This window comes from Agrobacterium rosae, assembly GCF_002915175.1.
Lineage (GTDB): Bacteria > Pseudomonadota > Alphaproteobacteria > Rhizobiales > Rhizobiaceae > Agrobacterium > Agrobacterium rosae.
On record NZ_NXEJ01000001.1, the window covers coordinates 339470 to 354680 of the forward strand.

At 56.1% G+C, this 15211-nt stretch carries 20 protein-coding genes, 1 tRNA gene and 1 riboswitch; of the genes, 10 read left to right on the forward strand and 11 right to left on the reverse strand.

The window, feature by feature from the left end; all coding sequences use genetic code 11:
• The first annotated feature begins 27 nt into the window (after nt 1–27).
• Nucleotides 28–417: a DUF6481 family protein gene (locus CPJ18_RS01735; protein WP_077119434.1), complete on the forward strand. Its 390-nt coding sequence runs from the start codon at nt 28–30 to the stop codon at nt 415–417.
• Nucleotides 418–444: 27 nt separating this feature from the next.
• On the opposite strand, the gene CPJ18_RS26720 is transcribed toward CPJ18_RS01735, so the two are convergent.
• Nucleotides 445–600, reverse strand: a complete 156-nt coding sequence (locus CPJ18_RS26720; RefSeq protein ID WP_153366839.1) for a hypothetical protein — start codon at nt 598–600, stop codon at nt 445–447.
• 57 nt (nt 601–657) lie between these two features.
• Here CPJ18_RS26720 and CPJ18_RS01740 point away from each other — a divergent pair, with 57 nt between their 5' ends.
• The gene (locus CPJ18_RS01740) at nt 658–1056 is read left to right on the forward strand and encodes a DUF7674 family protein (protein ID WP_103656736.1); all 399 of its coding nucleotides are present in this window, start codon (nt 658–660) and stop codon (nt 1054–1056) included.
• Nucleotides 1057–1101: 45 nt separating this feature from the next.
• On the opposite strand, the gene CPJ18_RS01745 is transcribed toward CPJ18_RS01740, so the two are convergent.
• The gene (locus CPJ18_RS01745; RefSeq protein WP_077119430.1) at nt 1102–1635 is read right to left on the reverse strand and encodes a GcrA family cell cycle regulator; all 534 of its coding nucleotides are present in this window, start codon (nt 1633–1635) and stop codon (nt 1102–1104) included.
• 433 nt (nt 1636–2068) lie between these two features.
• On the opposite strand from CPJ18_RS01745, the gene CPJ18_RS01755 reads away from it, so the two are divergent.
• The 3 genes from CPJ18_RS01755 (at nt 2069) to CPJ18_RS01765 (ending at nt 5506) form a co-directional block, all read left to right on the forward strand.
• Nucleotides 2069–3265, forward strand: a complete 1197-nt coding sequence (locus CPJ18_RS01755) for an aspartate aminotransferase family protein (RefSeq protein WP_103656737.1) — start codon at nt 2069–2071, stop codon at nt 3263–3265.
• A gap of 58 nt (nt 3266–3323) precedes the next feature.
• A complete protein-coding gene (gene argF / locus CPJ18_RS01760; RefSeq protein ID WP_077105296.1) occupies nt 3324–4241 on the forward strand; it encodes an ornithine carbamoyltransferase in 918 nt (305 codons plus the stop codon).
• Between the two features lie 272 nt (nt 4242–4513).
• The gene (locus tag CPJ18_RS01765) at nt 4514–5506 is read left to right on the forward strand and encodes an Hsp33 family molecular chaperone (protein WP_103656942.1); all 993 of its coding nucleotides are present in this window, start codon (nt 4514–4516) and stop codon (nt 5504–5506) included.
• A gap of 30 nt (nt 5507–5536) precedes the next feature.
• Here the strand turns inward: CPJ18_RS01765 and apaG are convergent, their stop codons facing one another.
• Together apaG and CPJ18_RS01775 are read right to left on the reverse strand one after the other, a co-directional pair.
• Nucleotides 5537–5929 (reverse strand): Co2+/Mg2+ efflux protein ApaG, encoded by a 393-nt coding sequence (gene apaG / locus CPJ18_RS01770; protein ID WP_077119424.1) that lies wholly within the window; start codon nt 5927–5929, stop codon nt 5537–5539.
• Nucleotides 5930–6136: 207 nt separating this feature from the next.
• Nucleotides 6137–7321: an O-succinylhomoserine sulfhydrylase gene (locus tag CPJ18_RS01775; RefSeq protein ID WP_077105294.1), complete on the reverse strand. Its 1185-nt coding sequence runs from the start codon at nt 7319–7321 to the stop codon at nt 6137–6139.
• A 45-nt stretch (nt 7322–7366) separates the two neighbouring features.
• A riboswitch (SAM riboswitch) is annotated at nt 7367–7445 on the reverse strand.
• A 75-nt stretch (nt 7446–7520) separates the two neighbouring features.
• On the opposite strand from CPJ18_RS01775, the gene CPJ18_RS01780 reads away from it, so the two are divergent.
• The 3 genes from CPJ18_RS01780 to CPJ18_RS01790 all read left to right on the forward strand — a co-directional run bounded on the left by CPJ18_RS01780 (nt 7521) and on the right by CPJ18_RS01790 (nt 10612).
• On the forward strand, nt 7521–8618 hold the full coding sequence (locus CPJ18_RS01780) for a 2'-deoxycytidine 5'-triphosphate deaminase (protein ID WP_103656943.1): 1098 nt from the start codon (nt 7521–7523) through the stop codon (nt 8616–8618).
• A gap of 53 nt (nt 8619–8671) precedes the next feature.
• Nucleotides 8672–8742, forward strand: a tRNA-Gly gene (locus CPJ18_RS01785).
• A gap of 148 nt (nt 8743–8890) precedes the next feature.
• Complete coding sequence (locus CPJ18_RS01790) at nt 8891–10612, forward strand: hypothetical protein (RefSeq protein ID WP_146258629.1); 1722 nt, start codon at nt 8891–8893, stop codon at nt 10610–10612.
• A gap of 4 nt (nt 10613–10616) precedes the next feature.
• Here the strand turns inward: CPJ18_RS01790 and CPJ18_RS01795 are convergent, their stop codons facing one another.
• The 6 genes from CPJ18_RS01795 to CPJ18_RS01820 all read right to left on the reverse strand — a co-directional run bounded on the left by CPJ18_RS01795 (nt 10617) and on the right by CPJ18_RS01820 (nt 13245).
• Nucleotides 10617–11636, reverse strand: a complete 1020-nt coding sequence (locus CPJ18_RS01795) for a tyrosine-type recombinase/integrase (protein WP_103656739.1) — start codon at nt 11634–11636, stop codon at nt 10617–10619.
• Nucleotides 11623–11850: a hypothetical protein gene (locus CPJ18_RS01800; protein ID WP_103656740.1), complete on the reverse strand. Its 228-nt coding sequence runs from the start codon at nt 11848–11850 to the stop codon at nt 11623–11625. The genes CPJ18_RS01795 and CPJ18_RS01800 overlap by 14 nt, the downstream gene beginning before the upstream one ends.
• On the reverse strand, nt 11847–12152 hold the full coding sequence (locus tag CPJ18_RS01805; RefSeq protein ID WP_103656741.1) for an HNH endonuclease signature motif containing protein: 306 nt from the start codon (nt 12150–12152) through the stop codon (nt 11847–11849). The genes CPJ18_RS01800 and CPJ18_RS01805 overlap by 4 nt, the downstream gene beginning before the upstream one ends.
• Nucleotides 12153–12588: 436 nt before the next feature.
• Nucleotides 12589–12870, reverse strand: coding sequence for a hypothetical protein (locus CPJ18_RS01815; RefSeq protein WP_146258630.1), 282 nt, complete (start codon nt 12868–12870; stop codon nt 12589–12591).
• Nucleotides 12870–12995, reverse strand: a complete 126-nt coding sequence (locus CPJ18_RS27420; protein WP_281063032.1) for a hypothetical protein — start codon at nt 12993–12995, stop codon at nt 12870–12872. Before CPJ18_RS27420 ends, CPJ18_RS01815 begins: the two co-directional genes overlap by 1 nt.
• A 67-nt stretch (nt 12996–13062) precedes the next feature.
• Nucleotides 13063–13245 (reverse strand): hypothetical protein, encoded by a 183-nt coding sequence (locus CPJ18_RS01820; RefSeq protein ID WP_245445278.1) that lies wholly within the window; start codon nt 13243–13245, stop codon nt 13063–13065.
• A gap of 437 nt (nt 13246–13682) precedes the next feature.
• On the opposite strand from CPJ18_RS01820, the gene CPJ18_RS01830 reads away from it, so the two are divergent.
• On the forward strand, nt 13683–13988 hold the full coding sequence (locus CPJ18_RS01830) for a hypothetical protein (protein ID WP_103656745.1): 306 nt from the start codon (nt 13683–13685) through the stop codon (nt 13986–13988).
• Here CPJ18_RS01830 and CPJ18_RS01835 read toward each other — a convergent pair.
• A complete protein-coding gene (locus CPJ18_RS01835; protein WP_103656945.1) occupies nt 13985–14692 on the reverse strand; it encodes a LexA family transcriptional regulator in 708 nt (235 codons plus the stop codon). The genes CPJ18_RS01830 and CPJ18_RS01835 overlap by 4 nt on opposite strands.
• A gap of 86 nt (nt 14693–14778) precedes the next feature.
• Between CPJ18_RS01835 and CPJ18_RS01840 the strand changes: the two genes are divergently transcribed.
• Entirely contained in the window at nt 14779–15039 is a 261-nt protein-coding gene (locus tag CPJ18_RS01840; protein WP_103656946.1) for a carph-isopro domain-containing protein, read from the forward strand.
• Nucleotides 15040–15211 lie beyond the last annotated feature (172 nt).

Below are 15211 nucleotides of genomic sequence, written 5' to 3' on the forward strand. Positions count from 1 at the left end.
GCGTGACGCATCAACTGGAATAGAGATTTGAGAAACACTAGAAATATCAAGAACAACGAAGTTTCCGAACGTCGCGGCGCTGCCGCGGAAGCCAAGGCCGCCATGTTGAAGGCCTATCGCGAAGCCAAGGAAGCTGCCGCACCGACACTCGAAGCGAAGCAGGCGGAGCAGATTGCTGTTGCCGAAGCACGCAGAGCGCGTCAGGCTGAACGAGACGCGCAGAAGCGCGAAGAAAAACTTCGCCTTGAGGCAGAGGCCGCGGAACGCGAAGCCGAGCTTGCAGCTGCTGCAAATGCTGAAGAAGACGCCCGCAAGGCGGCTGAAAAAAATCGTATCGCCCGCGTCGTTGAAGACGAAGCGGCCCGCAAGGCAGAACGCGACCGTCGTTACGCCAACCGCAAGGCCCGCCAGGGCTGAAGCATTCACCCGGGATCCAGCAGCCGTTCATGCGAAGGGCTGCGATCCGGCGGGCTGGATCATCTCATCGCCGTGCTGCCGAAGCACGTTGCGCCCTGCGGCTGACTCCGCAGGCAGGCCTTGCGCCTTGCAGGAGCCGTCGAGGACGTTTCCACCAAAATGCCCCTCCATCTGTCGTGACATTCTCTCTCAAAATATAATAGCTTATGTGGCTGTGAGACACAGTGCTGGACGGATGACATGAGCACATGGCGTCGGAAGGCTATCGAGGCCGCACCGGATATTCGCAAACAAATCGAGCAGGCCTGGTCGCCAGTGGCGGCGTGGATAGAGCTGCGCGTGTTGTTTGAAGACTCCATGAAAAGCGGCGACATCGAAAAGCCCCGCCTTATCCTGGATTACGCACGCTATTGTCTCACAGCACCGCATAACGAGATCAAAACCGCCGTCGCCGTCGGCTTTATCGAACATTTGGCTGAAGACGACGAGGTACGAAACCGCCTCCCGGAGCTTATCACTGCGCAAGACGTGCACGAGTGGCGCGACATCTTGGCTTATCACAGCGATCGCGGGGTGATCTATGCGCTGAGTAAAGCTTGCCTGCGCCAGCGGAAGCACGCGGAAATTTCCAGGCATTAAAAAAGCGGGCCAATGGCCCGCTTTCCTCTTAAAGTTCTGTAGCCTTTAGGCTCTGCGGCGTTCGCTGACAGGCTGGTAGGCCATCTTCGCGTGGAACTTGCAGTAGGGCGACGACTCGTGGGATTCGCAGCCGCAGAAGTGGAAATCGTCCTTCAGCGGGTCGCCGACAGGCCATTTGCAGGTGCGTTCGGTCAACTCGGTCAATGTCAGGCGAAGAGATGTCGGCAGCGATGCGTTGCTGACGGGAACATATTCCAAAACCTGCGCGGTATCGACGCCCATCTCGTCCTTCAGCGCCGTTGCGCCCGCGGTACGGATGGTCGGACGGGCAGTGGCGGGGCGTGCCTGGAAGTTTGTTGCGCGAGGTGCGGCAGCAGCGGCTGCGGGACGCTTGGCGGCAGGACGTGTCGTTGCAACCGTGCCACCAGCTTTCGCCCGGCCCGGAAGGTTCAAGCGGTGCACTTTACCGATGACGGCGTTGCGGCTGACGCCGCCGAGCTGCGCTGCGATTTGGCTGGCGCTCAGTCCCTCGGACCACAGGCGCTTCAGTCTTTCGACTCGTTCATCAGTCCAGTTCATACCGCTTCTCCGCTCGTCGCGCAGGCAGAATCTTGCTCTATGCCATGGAGCAAACCACGCGCAGAGCATCCGCCAGATTTTAGGTGACTAGTTCCGCCGCTTGCGTTCTAGTAATTGAGAGTTAACCTAATCGTCGGCAGACTCCGTGACAAGAGTCGGGAGAATCATCTGGAATCGATTTTCCGGTTTTCCCCAACTTGCTTCATCCGTGAGTCAGAAAAGCAACACCTTGTGGGCGCCAAATTCAGCTCTACCATGGCTTGAGAAGGCCGCAACAGGCGGACATTTGTTGACATCGGCAGGGGAAGTGACAATAGTGCGCGCGACGTACAAGAATACCCCAAGCCGCCGCGAGGCGGCATTTTTGATTTTCAGGCACGGGATGACCGATAAGCCCTATTGATAGCGCTTTTGCGCAGGGAGTGCTGCAGCCATGGCCGACACCACGCCATTGTTCGATACGTTTTCCAGAGCCCCTTTGCGCTTCGAGCGCGGCGAGGGTGTATGGCTCGTGACCGAGAGCGGCGAGCGATATCTGGATTTCGGCGCGGGCGTCGCGGTCACGTCGGTCGGTCACAGCCATCCGCATATGGTGGATGCTCTGAAGGGGCAGGCCGAGAAGGTCTGGCACCTGTCCAATCTCTATGAGGTTCCGGGCCAGGAAACATTGGCCAAGCGGCTGACGGATGCAACTTTTGCGGACAAGGTCTTCTTCACCAATTCGGGTGCAGAAGCACTGGAATGCGCAATCAAGACCGCGCGTCGTTACCATTATACCCACGGCAATCCCGAGAAGTTCCGCATCATCACCTTCGAAGGTGCGTTCCACGGGCGCACATTGGCGACCATCGCCGCTGGCGGTCAGCCGAAATACATCGAAGGTTTCGGCCCGAAGGTCGAAGGCTTCGATCAGGTGCCGTTCAACGATCTGGAAGTACTGAAAGCAGCGATCGTTCCGGAAACGGCGGCGTTGCTCATCGAGCCTATTCAGGGTGAGGGCGGCGTTCGTCCGGTTGCGCCGGAGTTTCTGCGGGAGTTGCGCGCACTGTGCGAAGAGCACGGCCTGTTGCTGATCTTTGACGAAGTGCAGACGGGCGTTGGCCGCACAGGCAAGTTCTTTGCCTATGAGTGGTCGGGCGTAACGCCGGATATCATGGCTATTGCCAAGGGAATCGGCGGCGGCTTCCCGTTCGGTGCCTGCCTTGCCACAGCAGAGGCCGCATCCGGCATGACGGCTGGCGTTCACGGCACGACCTATGGCGGCAATCCGCTGGCCATGGCCTGCGGTAACGCCGTGCTGGATATCGTTCTGGCTGAGGGCTTTCTCCAGCACGTGCGCGATGTCACGCTGGTGTTCCGTCAGGGGCTTGCCTCGCTAAAGGATCGTTATCCCGATGTGATCGAGGAAATTCGCGGCGAGGGGCTGCTGATCGGCGTCAAGGCGAAGGTTCCGTCGTCTGATCTGCTGCATGCCATTCGTGCCGAGCACCTTCTGGGTGTTCCAGCTGGCGATAACGTCATCCGTTTGCTGCCGCCACTGGTCGTGACGGTGGAAGAGGCGCGCGAAGGCTTGGCACGCCTTGAACGCGCTGCGGAAGCACTCACCACGAAAATGGCAAAAAGCGCTTGAAAAGCGCACTGTTCAGGCAAGCGCGTGGCGCGGCCTGCATTGATGGGACTTTATTGAAATGGCATCAGCAAAGCATTTTCTAGACCTTTCGGCCGTCGGTTCGGAAGACCTGCGGGTTATTATGGATGACGCCCGCACGCGCAAAATCGCGACCAAGAACGGAACGGCGGAAAAGCCTCTGGCTGGCAAGATGCTGGCCATGATTTTCGAAAAGCCCTCCACGCGCACTCGTGTCTCCTTCGATGTCGGCATGCGCCAGCTCGGTGGCGAGACGCTATTTCTGTCCGGTACGGAAATGCAGCTCGGCCGCGCCGAAACCATCGGCGATACGGCAAAGGTTCTGTCGCGTTACGTGGATGCCATCATGATCCGCACCACCGACCATTCGCGTCTGCTGGAGCTTGCCGAACATGCGACCGTGCCCGTGATCAATGGTCTGACGGATGATACCCATCCCTGCCAGATCATGGCCGATATTCTGACCTTCGAAGAGCATCGCGGCCCGATCAAGGGCAAGACGATTGCCTGGACCGGTGATGGCAACAACGTGCTGCATTCGCTGGTCGAGGGCTCGGCGCGCTTCGGTTACCGCATGAACATGGCGGTGCCGATGGGGTCTGAGCCGCATGATCGGTTCATGAACTGGGCGCGCAACAATGGCGGCGAAGTCATGCTGTATCACGATGCGGAACGTGCCGTCGAAGGTGCCGATTGTGTCGTAACGGACACTTGGGTATCCATGAACCAGGAGCACAAGGCGCGTGGCCACAACGTCTTTCAGCCCTACCAGGTTAATGCCGGCCTGATGGGCAAGGCGAACAAGGACGCGCTGTTCATGCACTGCCTGCCGGCGCATCGCGGAGAAGAGGTGACGGATGAGGTCATCGATGGCCCGCAATCCGTTGTCTTTGACGAAGCGGAAAACCGCCTGCATGCGCAAAAGGCCATCATCGCCTGGTGCATGGGCGTCATCTGATCTGACAAACGCTGTCGAGGCGATGCGCCGTGCCGGGATGCTTGAATTTCCGGCATGGCTTCCCATCTTTAGCCCAAGTCGATGCTGCCAGATTTTGTGACGGCGGCTTTTCATCAATTGTTCACCGCAATACCCGCCCGGACGTGGTTCCGTTTTCCCCTCCGCCGGTTTATCTATGCGAGAACGAATATCAGGCCCGTTGATCGATGCTGCTTGCGGTGTCGATTGTCTGGCGCGGCTGCGCGCCAGACGGGCATCAAGGAGTTTATGACATGGCAGATGTGACGGTAGATCTGGACACTCTCGATTTTGCAGGCGACGACAAGGTCATTCCCTTTCAGGTGGAAGGGCTAGATGTGCGCGGCCGCGCCGTGCAGGTCGGACCGCTTCTAAACTCCATTCTGGAACGGCATGAATATCCGCCCGTCGTCGCCCGTCTTCTGGCTGAAGCTGTGGTCCTGACAGCGTTGATCGGCACGTCGCTGAAATTCTCCGGTAAGTTGACCGTTCAGACCAAGAGCGATGGCCCTGTGGATCTGCTGGTCGCGGATTTTACCGCGCCTGAAAACATGCGTGCCTATGCCCGCTTCGATGAAGAGCGTCTTGCGGAAGCGACAGTTGCCGGCAATACCTCACCAGAGCAGCTTCTCGGTGCCGGTATCCTCGCCTTCACCATCGATCAGGGCGTCGGAATGCAGCCCTATCAGGGCATCGTGCCGCTGGACGGTTCTACGCTGGAAGACATCGCAGGCGTCTATTTCCGCCAGTCGGAACAGTTGCCGACGCGGGTAAGGCTTGGCGTTGCCGAACTGTTTGATCGGGACGAGGAGGGCAAGCCACGTCATGGCTGGCGTGCCGGTGGTCTCATCGCGCAGTTTCTGCCACAGGCACCGGAACGGCTTCGTCAACGGGATTTGCATGGCGGCGACGGTGACGAGAGTGGTGTCGACGTTGCGGAAGACGACGCCTGGAACGAAGCCGTCGCCTTGATCGATACTGTTGATACGGATGAATTGACGGACCCACAGGTCCCGGCAGAGAAGCTGTTGTATCGTCTGTTCCACGAACAAGGCGTGCGCGTCTACGAACCACAATTGATCTTGGATCGCTGCAATTGCTCACGTGATAAGATCAAGGGCGTATTATCGGGCTTTTCCGCCGAGGAAATCCGCGACAGCCAGGAGGACGGCGTCATTTCCGTCACCTGCGAATTCTGCTCGACGACCTATCACTATCAGGTGGAAGAACTACCAGTCGAAGGTTGATGCCAAGGGCGGGGTAAGACCCCGCCTTTTTTAGTTCAAAACCCGTAGCAGCCCCGGACTATCGAGCGAAAACGCTGGAATTGCCACGGTGAAGACTTCGCCTGTTTCAGCCTGCATTTCATAATGGCCGAACATCAAGCCTGAGGGCGTGTCCAGCGGGCAGCCGGAGGAATATTCGTAAGTGTCGCCGGGCTTGAGATGCGGCTGTTCGCCAATCACGCCGGGGCCTGAGACTTCGTCCACCTGGCCGTTTTCATCGGTGATATGCCAGTAGCGATTGACAAGTGTTACGGCCAGATCGGAATTGTTGGAAATCACAACCGTATAGCCCCAGACGTACCGGCTATCGTCCGGGTCGGACTGCTCGTCAAGATAATAGGGGTCGACTGTGACCTCGATATCTCTTGTCAGTGCACGGTACATTCACGGGACCCTAAGTAATTGCTTCTCTTGGCACTCTACACCAAAGGCGCGGTAGATCGTCAATAAAATGCGGGCATATTAGAGGCCGTTCACAGAACTTTGCGCATTTCGCAAAGGGAACGGTAACTCTGGTTTCATGAACCCGGAATTAACATTGCGGCGGGACGTTCAATGTGGCCCGCGATTGACCGGGCCACATTACGTTCATCAGGCTGAGACCTTTGCCAGCGCGGCAGCAAAATCTTCCAGCAGGTCGTCGGTATCTTCGATACCGCAGGACAGTCGAAGCGTGCCGCCGGAAATGCCCAGCTCCGCACGCGCCTCATCTGTCAGGTTCTTGTGCGTCGTCGTGCCTGGATGCGTGATCAGGCTCTTCGCGTCGCCGAGATTGTTGGAAATCTTGACGATCTCCAGCGCGTTCTGCAGCTTGAATGCCGCTTCCTTGCCGCCCTTCAGTTCAAAGCACACCAGCGTCGAGCCACCGGTCATCTGCTTGGCGATGATATCGGCCTGCGGATGGTCGGCACGGCCGGGATAGATCACCTTGGCAATCTTGCTCTGATCCGCCAGGAAATCGGCGATCTTGGCGGCATTGGCCGTCTGCTGGCGCACGCGCAGCGGCAACGTCTCGATGCCTTTCAGCAAGGTCCATGCGTTGAACGGCGACATGGCCGGGCCTGTGTGGCGGAAATAGTCCTGAAGTTCTTCCTCGATCCACTTTTTGTCGGAGAGAACGACGCCGCCCAGGCAACGACCCTGGCCATCGATATGCTTGGTTGCGGAGTAGACGACGATATGTGCTCCCAGCTCCAGCGGCTTCTGGAAAAGCGGCGTGGCAAACACGTTATCCACGACGACCTTGGCACCGATCTGGTTGGCGAGCTTCGCAACGCCAGCAATATCGACCACTTCCAGCGTTGGGTTTGTCGGGCTTTCGAGGAAAAACAGCTTGGTGTTGGGCTGAATGGCTTTTTCCCAGTTGGCCAGATCACGGCCATCGACCAGCGTGCATTCGATGCCGTATTTCGGAGCCAGCGTCTCGACAACCCAGCGGCAGGAGCCGAACAGGGCGCGGGCGGCAACGATGTGGTCACCTGCCTTCAACTGGCAAAGAATAGCGGCGCTGACAGCTGCCATGCCGGAGGCCGTCGCACGGGCGTCTTCGGCGCCTTCCAGCAGGCACATGCGTTTCTCGAACATGTCATTGGTCGGGCTTGCGTAACGGGCGTAGATAAAGCCTTCCGTCTCACCCTTGAAGCGCGCCTCGGCGGCCTCGGACGTGTCGTAGACGAAACCCTGTGTGAGATAGATCGCCTCAGACGTTTCGCCATAAGCGGAACGCAGTGTGCCGCCGTGTACCAGCTGTGTTGCCGGGCGCCATTTCTTGCTCATGTCATCACCTTACAAACAAAAAAACCGGTCGCAAAAGCAGACCGGTTACAAGCGCACCCGGTCTTTTTAGCCACTTATTTAACGTGGCTGCAAGCCGACCGGCCAAATCACCACGGGATAAGAGTGCCTTAACTCCGTTAACGACTTGCGTCAATGCCCTGCTTTTGGTTTTGTCGCCGTGAAAAGGGATGATGAAAAGATGACGAGAACGACAGGCATATTGGCGGATGGCGCTATCCGGGAACTGTTTCGCTCTGGACAGCTGAAGAGCGAGCGGGCGCTGGATGCCGACCAAATCCAGCCCGCCAGCCTCGATCTGCGTCTGGGTGTCAAAGCCTACCGCGTGCGCGCCAGCTTCATGCCCGGCCCCTCCACCAAAGTCATCGAAAAGCTGACGCGCCTCAGCCTGCACGAAATCGACCTCAGCGAAGGTGCGGTTCTCGAAACCGGCTGCGTTTATATCGTACCGTTGATGGAAGCGCTCGCCCTCCCAGCCGATATGTCGGCCTCCGCCAACCCGAAAAGCTCAACGGGCCGCCTCGACATTTTCACCCGTGTCATTACCGACAATGCGCAGGAATTCGACAAGATACCGGCAGGCTATAACGGCCCGCTCTACCTCGAAATCAGCCCACGCACATTCCCGATCGTCGTGCGCCAGGGTTCTCGCCTGTCTCAGATCCGCTTTCGTATCGGCCATTCCGTGCTTGCCGATGCGGAGTTGCTGGCTTTGCACGAAGCCGAAACCCTGGTTGCCAGCGAAACGCCCAACGTCTCCGGTGGCGGCATCGCGCTATCGATCGACCTTCAGGGGTTCGGCGAGAAGGGCCTGATCGGCTATCGCGGCAAGCATCACACGGCAGTGGTTGACGTCGACCAGAAAGCCGCTCACGACGTGCTGGATTTCTGGGAGCCGATCTACGCCCGTGGTCGAGCCGAACTCATCCTCGACCCGGACGAGTTCTACATCCTCGTCTCTCAGGAAGCCGTCCACGTTCCCCCGCTCTATGCCGCTGAAATGACCCCTTTTGATCCGCTGGTCGGCGAATTCCGCGTCCACTACGCCGGCTTCTTCGACCCCGGCTTCGGCCACGCCAGCGCCGGCGGCACCGGCAGCCGCGCCGTCCTGGAAGTCAGAAGTCACGAAGTCCCCTTCATCCTGGAGCACGGCCAGATCGTCGGCCGCCTGGTCTACGAACACATGCTGACCAAGCCCGAAGGCCTCTACGGAAGCGGGCTAGGCTCCAACTATCAAGCGCAGGGTCTGAAACTCTCCAAACACTTCCGCAGCGAATAATCCCGCCCACCAAGCTTGACAGCCTATCGGAACTATCAGACCTTCAACCCCGCGCGGGTGTAGCTCAATGGCAGAGCAGCAGCTTCCCAAGCTGAATACGAGGGTTCGATTCCCTTCACCCGCTCGGCCCTATTTTGCAGGGCTTCTAGAGCTATTCTGTCCGATATTTTCTGGTGAGTTTTACAGGCTGTTTTACAGCTCCGGTTCCTAGTTTGTTTGCGCTAGACTTTGTTAGAAGCTTCTTAGAAGGATCGTTGATGGACGTGAGCTGCTTGACAAAGTTGCTGGGGATATGTGTTGAACCTGCGTCAACCAATGGTAACGCGCAGATTTTTGGCATTGCGGATTTCTTGGCGACGGTCGCGATCTTCGTCGTCGCCTACAGTCTATCTGATGCAAAATATAAGTTTCGAAGTGCGGTGTCGTCTGTTCCGTATCGGCTAGTTTTATTTTATGCGACGGTTGCTGGCGGCATAGGCCTCCTGCTTTCAAATTTGTGGTTTGCTGTAGAGCTTCCAATTCCAAGAGCCATCAACGACCCATTTATTTTTCAGATAACTATTGCGGCTCTTTTGATAAGCGTTTTGTGTATCTGGATGTCTCGGAGTTTCGTTTACCCACCGCGATTTAGTAAGCGAAATGCGATACCGTTTGCCACAGAAGTCTTCCACGGGATCGCAGATGGTGACGAAGCTCAACTTCACGCATGCGCTTATGAAGTCGGGCGTTCGGTTGAAACACTGGTGCGAGAGGCGTCTCGGCGAGAAGTGCGTAGAGCATTAATGAAAGGTGGGTTTGAGCACCATATCCCCGAAACCGCCCACGTCGCCTCAGACATCTTGTCTTTAATTGGTGATCGTCGTTTCTGCCGCCTGGTGGCACGTCGAATGCCTTGGGTTGCGGCGGAAATATTTCGAACTGCTGCGCAGGACGCGATTGATGTGAGGCCCTTAGCGCAATTCTCCCGAAACGTATCCGCCGAATTTTTTGCCGATGTTGAGTCTGCCATTCACCACGAAGATGACGAGTTCTACTCGGGCCTGATCGGGCACTTGAAACCCGTTTCATCAGCAATGTTTGGGAACTCGGTGCTTATTGAAAAGCTCTCACACGTTGGTGGCTCGCCGCTTCAACTTCTTTTTATGGGTCACGGGGAATGGACCTTAACCAGCTGGAAAACATATCATAAGGCAGTTTTACTTTACCTCGGTGACAGACTGAAAAGAGATAGAAGTACTTACGTTAGCACTGCTATGTATCAAATATTTTCAGGGTACCGACATTTAGGAAATGACATTCGTTCAGTGAACGATATGAGCGACGCGGCCTACGTTCAGTCGTTGCCATATCGCAAATTTAACGAACTCGTCAGCTTCGTCAGAGACGCCGTCGAACTGTTGAATCAGCATCAGGTGGTCGCGGATCGTTTTCCATCAAAGCATAATGGTAGATTCTCACCCGTAGACATTTACGACCACCTCTCAAAAATTGCCCTTGATCTTTTTGCATGCGCGGGGGCTGTCAATGCACCAGATTTCCGCAGCTGGACCATTCATTACAATACACTGTGGTATGAGTTGTTATCCGAATTCAACCACACTAATGCTCAAAATATTTTTCGGAAGCGGCTGCAACGCGTTATCTGGGACAAGGTGAGCGACATGTCTCGTATTCCAGATTATCAAGGCGCTCAGATCCTTTGTGTTTGCCTGAATGTGCTCGGCTTTCGTATGGATCACAAAGTCTACTCGCCGGATGGCACAATGGCGTTGAAAAGGCTCATCACGAGATGGGCGCGCGAGAATTTCCTTACATTGTATGCGGACTATCCTGTCGTGGCGGAATCCTGCATCGGGGGCACGATTACGTTTGATAAAGTGGAAAATCGGCTCGTGAAGACCTACAGTGCCATGTTTGGCACGGAACCAGCTCGCGAGTACTTGGATTTGGACCCGCCCCGTGTAAAGTCGCCATCAAACAGGCGTGACGCCTAACTAATCAGAGTTTTCGGTGTTCATTTATTTTTCTGATCATCTCTCTTGTCGCCGAATTCCGGCCTACGTAGCGGCGGATAATCCGCTCAACCGCGTCCTCTTCCCAAGCCATAATTTCAGCGATGACACGAACGGATAGTCCGGCATTGTAGAACTTGGTTGCGGCTGTCCCGCGCAGGTCATGAAAGTGCAGATCGCGCTCGAGCATGCTGTTGCGCTCTTTGGCGCGCCAGAACATCGTGTTGAGGCCGTTCTGCTTCCACGGCTTTTTTTTGGTGCTGGTGAGGATGACAGGCGACCGCTTCGGAATTCGCGCAAGTACCTCATTCAAGGCGTCGTAGCGGGGAATGATCGCTTCGCGCTTTTGTTTGCTCTTGCCGGTCGAAATGATGATGGCGTCCTCGCCAACATGGGACCATGAGAGTTTAAGCAGGTCGCCAACGCGCAGGCCCGTATGCGCCGCGAGGTCTATCACCCACATCACCTCTTGCGAACAACCCGCCTTGACCTGGGCAATATCGCTGTCGGTCCAGATGATCTCGGATCGGTCGCTGGTGTAAAGGTGCTTGATGCCCTCGGCAGGGTTTGAATTGAGTTTACCCATGGGATCAACGCCATGTGACAGGATGCGGGAAAGAACCTGCATTCCGGTATCAGCTGCGCGCGGCGTGTCGCTGTACTGCCCGCGCCACTGGCGAATGCGCGGCCTGATCTTCTCGGCCCTGTTGAACTGAGAGATACTTAAATCCCCAAAATGCGTTGAAATCCGATCTATCCAAGGCGTCCAGACGCGCTTGGTGGAATCGGCAATCTTTTTGAATTCTGTTGCTTTGTAGTGGGTTATGATAGAGCGGAATTTCCCGCTTTCTGGTTCGGTACGGCTGGCAACGGCCTCGTTATAGGATGCCATGAACGCTGGTGTACCGGGTTCGCCTATGAGCCTTGGGCCGCCGCGCCAAGCATAGTAGTACATACTGCCCTTGGCCTTTACGGTGTGGATGCCTTTAAGCTCAACTGTAACCATGCTTTTTATCAAACTCTGCCAGTTCGCGGTCTAGATCGGTCTCGTCGCTCTGCGGCGCTGGTGTAAAATGCCACCGAAACGTGCCATCTGGCAATGTGTCTAATGCAGTCGGTGTCATGCCGCTCTTTTTGAGCGCTTCAAGCGTAGCGTTCACGTCTCTGACGCGGAGTGTAGGGCGGCGGTTCTTTCTGGTTTGCGGGTTTGCGGCTGTCATGGTGTAACCTCTTCGCAGCGCATGCGCCTTGCTTCCTCGCGCCGCATCGCATTGCGTTTGCGCGTCACCATTTCCAAATGATCAGGGTTGGGGTTAACGCAAAGTCGATTGCGGCATTTGTGATCAAGTTCTTTTTTGCCGGGAATGTAGCCGTGCTCATTGGTCCACATGGCGATATGGACGGCGACTGTTTGCCCGCCCAACGACATTCGCGGATAGCCAGCGCCACGCCCTTCCTTGCCGGAATTAGGTCCGGTCCAAATCCAGCAACCTGTTTTCGGGTCGATCTGAACGCGGCTCATGATTTTATCAAAGATGGACTGGCGGCGGGTCAAGGTTCTGGTCTTTTCCGGATTGAACGTCACGTGGGGTGAAAAAGCGGCAAGCTGGCGCGTGAGGCGGCACCTTGCGGTTTGATTTATTCATCATGGGCTTGTTGCAGAGCGCGTCCTTGCGCCCGGCTGGGTTCTCTTTGTGCCGGGCGCTATATCGCCCTGGCTCAATCGGCGTTTGCTGAACTTCGCCATTGATCTTGACGCGCTTCCATAGGTGCCAGAATGCGCATTGCGAGCACGTTGCATCGGTCGGGCCGGTGCCAGCGATATGAGCCTGTCCAAGATGCGTTGCAGCAATCGCAGAATGCGATCCGTCATCCGTGAGGCGCGGCGAAACCTTGAGCGTGACCATGCCAAGCCTCTCAAACCGCTATATCGAGCGTGTTGGGGGGGGGCTTGCCGGTCATGCGTATTTCTCCATGTCGGTAAGCATCGAGACACGCGGCAAGGATATTGGGCCGTGCTGTCCGTGAAGCTGCATAACCCTACGGGCGCTTCTCGGGCGTGGCTGGCTGTCCTTCGGCGGTGTGAGGCCCAAATCTTTCAGGCGCTTGCGGGTGTGGTCGCCAGTCACGCCAAAGCGCTCGGCAATCTGGTTGCTGCCGTGACCTTCACGAACAAGGTTCGCAAGCTCTTCGGCGCTTGGCAGCTTTCCGGGATGAACCGGGATTGAGCGGCCAACCATCATAGGCCACCCATGGCAATGAGCGCAGACAGCAGCGCAGCGATGCAGACGCCGACAATGGTTTGCAGCATGCGGATTTGATGGATGGTCGGTGGTATTTCAATCATAGGGGAAATGCGGAACATGGTTCGTTCTCCGTTCAACCGTTCGGGAAGCCGCCTCGGTTGAGGCGGAAACCGGAGCGGATGAAGGTCAGGCCGCTATGGGGTCGGCCTTGCGATAAGCGACCGTGCGGGCCTCTTCGCTGTAGGTTTTGATTTCTGCGCGGGTAAAGCGGTTGGCTAGCTGCTCTTCTGTGCAGCCTTCGCCAAGGTCCAGCATGGTATCTGCCATGCTGCTGATGATCTTTAATTCGTCCTGTGTGCGTTCCTGCATGCCTGTCTCCATCGCGTTTGAGGGAGCCGGACGGGTGTGGACCTTTTGCTGGAGGATGCCGCCCGGCTGATCCCACGCCGCTTTTTGGCCTGGGACGAATTGGAAATTAAATCCAATTAACTGCGCGGTCAAGATCGTTATGGAAATAAAATCCAGCTCAATAAAACGACTCGACTCTCACGGTCTTTTCGACAAAATGAGAACTAAAGGAGAACAAAATGGGATGCCCGCAAGTTCGATATCGCGCTTTCACCCTGTTTTTAAGGTGTGAAAACTGCCTTAGGGATAGTTCCAAGGTAGTGGAAGTGCCACCCGGCGATGACTCTCCGACATGCGCGGATGAGCTTCTTGAGAGCGGGTTTCTGGCTAATACTACATTTAACTGCGGCCCGTGTGGGGCCACGATAGCGCAGCTTATCGGCATTAAGGAGTGAGTTATGAAGCAAAGTGAGGTGTTGGAATTTGTGGTCGTGCCGCCGTATCACAAGAGACACGAGATTGCCGCGTCTGAGGCATCATTCACGGACTTTTTGCGGAGACGGTTTAGAGGGTACACCTTCAAGATCGCTGGCATTGCGCCAGTGGGTGACGAAGACGCGTTCCACGCAATCCCAATAATGAACTTTACCGACGATGAAGGGACGATGAGGATGTGCGAGCCTGTTCAGCCGTGGGTGCTGAGAGAAATCGAAGATGCCTGCGCGGAGTTTGCAGGTAACAAAAAACTCCACCTGGCCTCTTAGAGGGCAATGTCGTTTATCACCCTACGTGTGATGCCAATGATCTCCACTTGTGTGCCGTCATCCGCATCGTGATCGCGCGTAATAACAATTGGTTTATGGCGGGCGTTGGAAGAGCGCGGGTGAAACTCGGTTCTGTCTTGGTATATTTCAAGCTGCTTCACAGACCATTCGCGCGTTTGTCCCCCATCTCGTGACCGCTCGACGACAACAACCATGCCATCCCGCAGCACGATTTCATGGGCTATGTCTTCGAAAGAAACCGCAACTATCCTGTCACCCTCAAGGATGGGTCTGGGCTTTAGTTCGTTCATTGAGTCGCCAGACACGTCGAATATCATCTGTCTAGCATTAGGGAAGCGCTCATCTCGCGGTAAAGAAACCAGCTCCATCTGGCTCTGGTCGAATGCATCTACCTCGCGGAATGTTCCGGCTTCAACTTTCCCTACAACTGCCACCGACATCAGGGGGCTGGATGTGACTCTCAGATTTTGTTCGGAAGAATCTGTTATGCCATCTCTTAGCCAGAACAGAGACACGCCTAGTGTCTTGGCAAGGGTCGGAAGCGTATTGCCGCGCGGCTGTTCGATATCGCCCCGCATGTATTTGTTAATGTTATCGTAAGGGATGCCGGATCGGTCGGAGAGCTGCTTTTTCGACCAGCCCTTTTCATCTACCGCCTGCTGTAGTCTCTGCCACCATTTCATGTATGCCATCATAAAGCCGGAGTTATTTTCCGTTTTGGATTTTCGCTGCCTTGAAAATGGATTTTAAATCCATTACAGCTTCAGTCATGGAAGCAACTTCGACTCTCACTGTTTCGGAAATCATTGGTCGCGCAGGCGGGCCAAGAGCGATTGCTGACGCCAGTCAGCAAAGTCGAGAGCCGTTTTCTAAAGACGCTGTCTATAAGTGGGCGAAGGGTGGCATCCCAGATCGACATTGGCCGATCATAATTGCTCTGACGGGTTTGAAGGTCGCGCAGATTTATGAGGCTAATGTCGCCGCACGGGGCGTCACATTTCCGATGCCTGTTCTGGAGGCCGTAGAATGAGCGGCCTCTTTTTCGTATCGCGCGGGGACTCCTCCCAGCCCGCTGCGACCCGCGCCGGATCGGTTGCGATGCCATATTCCGGCGCGGGTAACTCTCGTTTTGCATGCGGGCCTCCTGTTTCGCGTTGATGGTCCTTTCTACGGCTGACTGATCTGCCGTTCACCGAATCCTT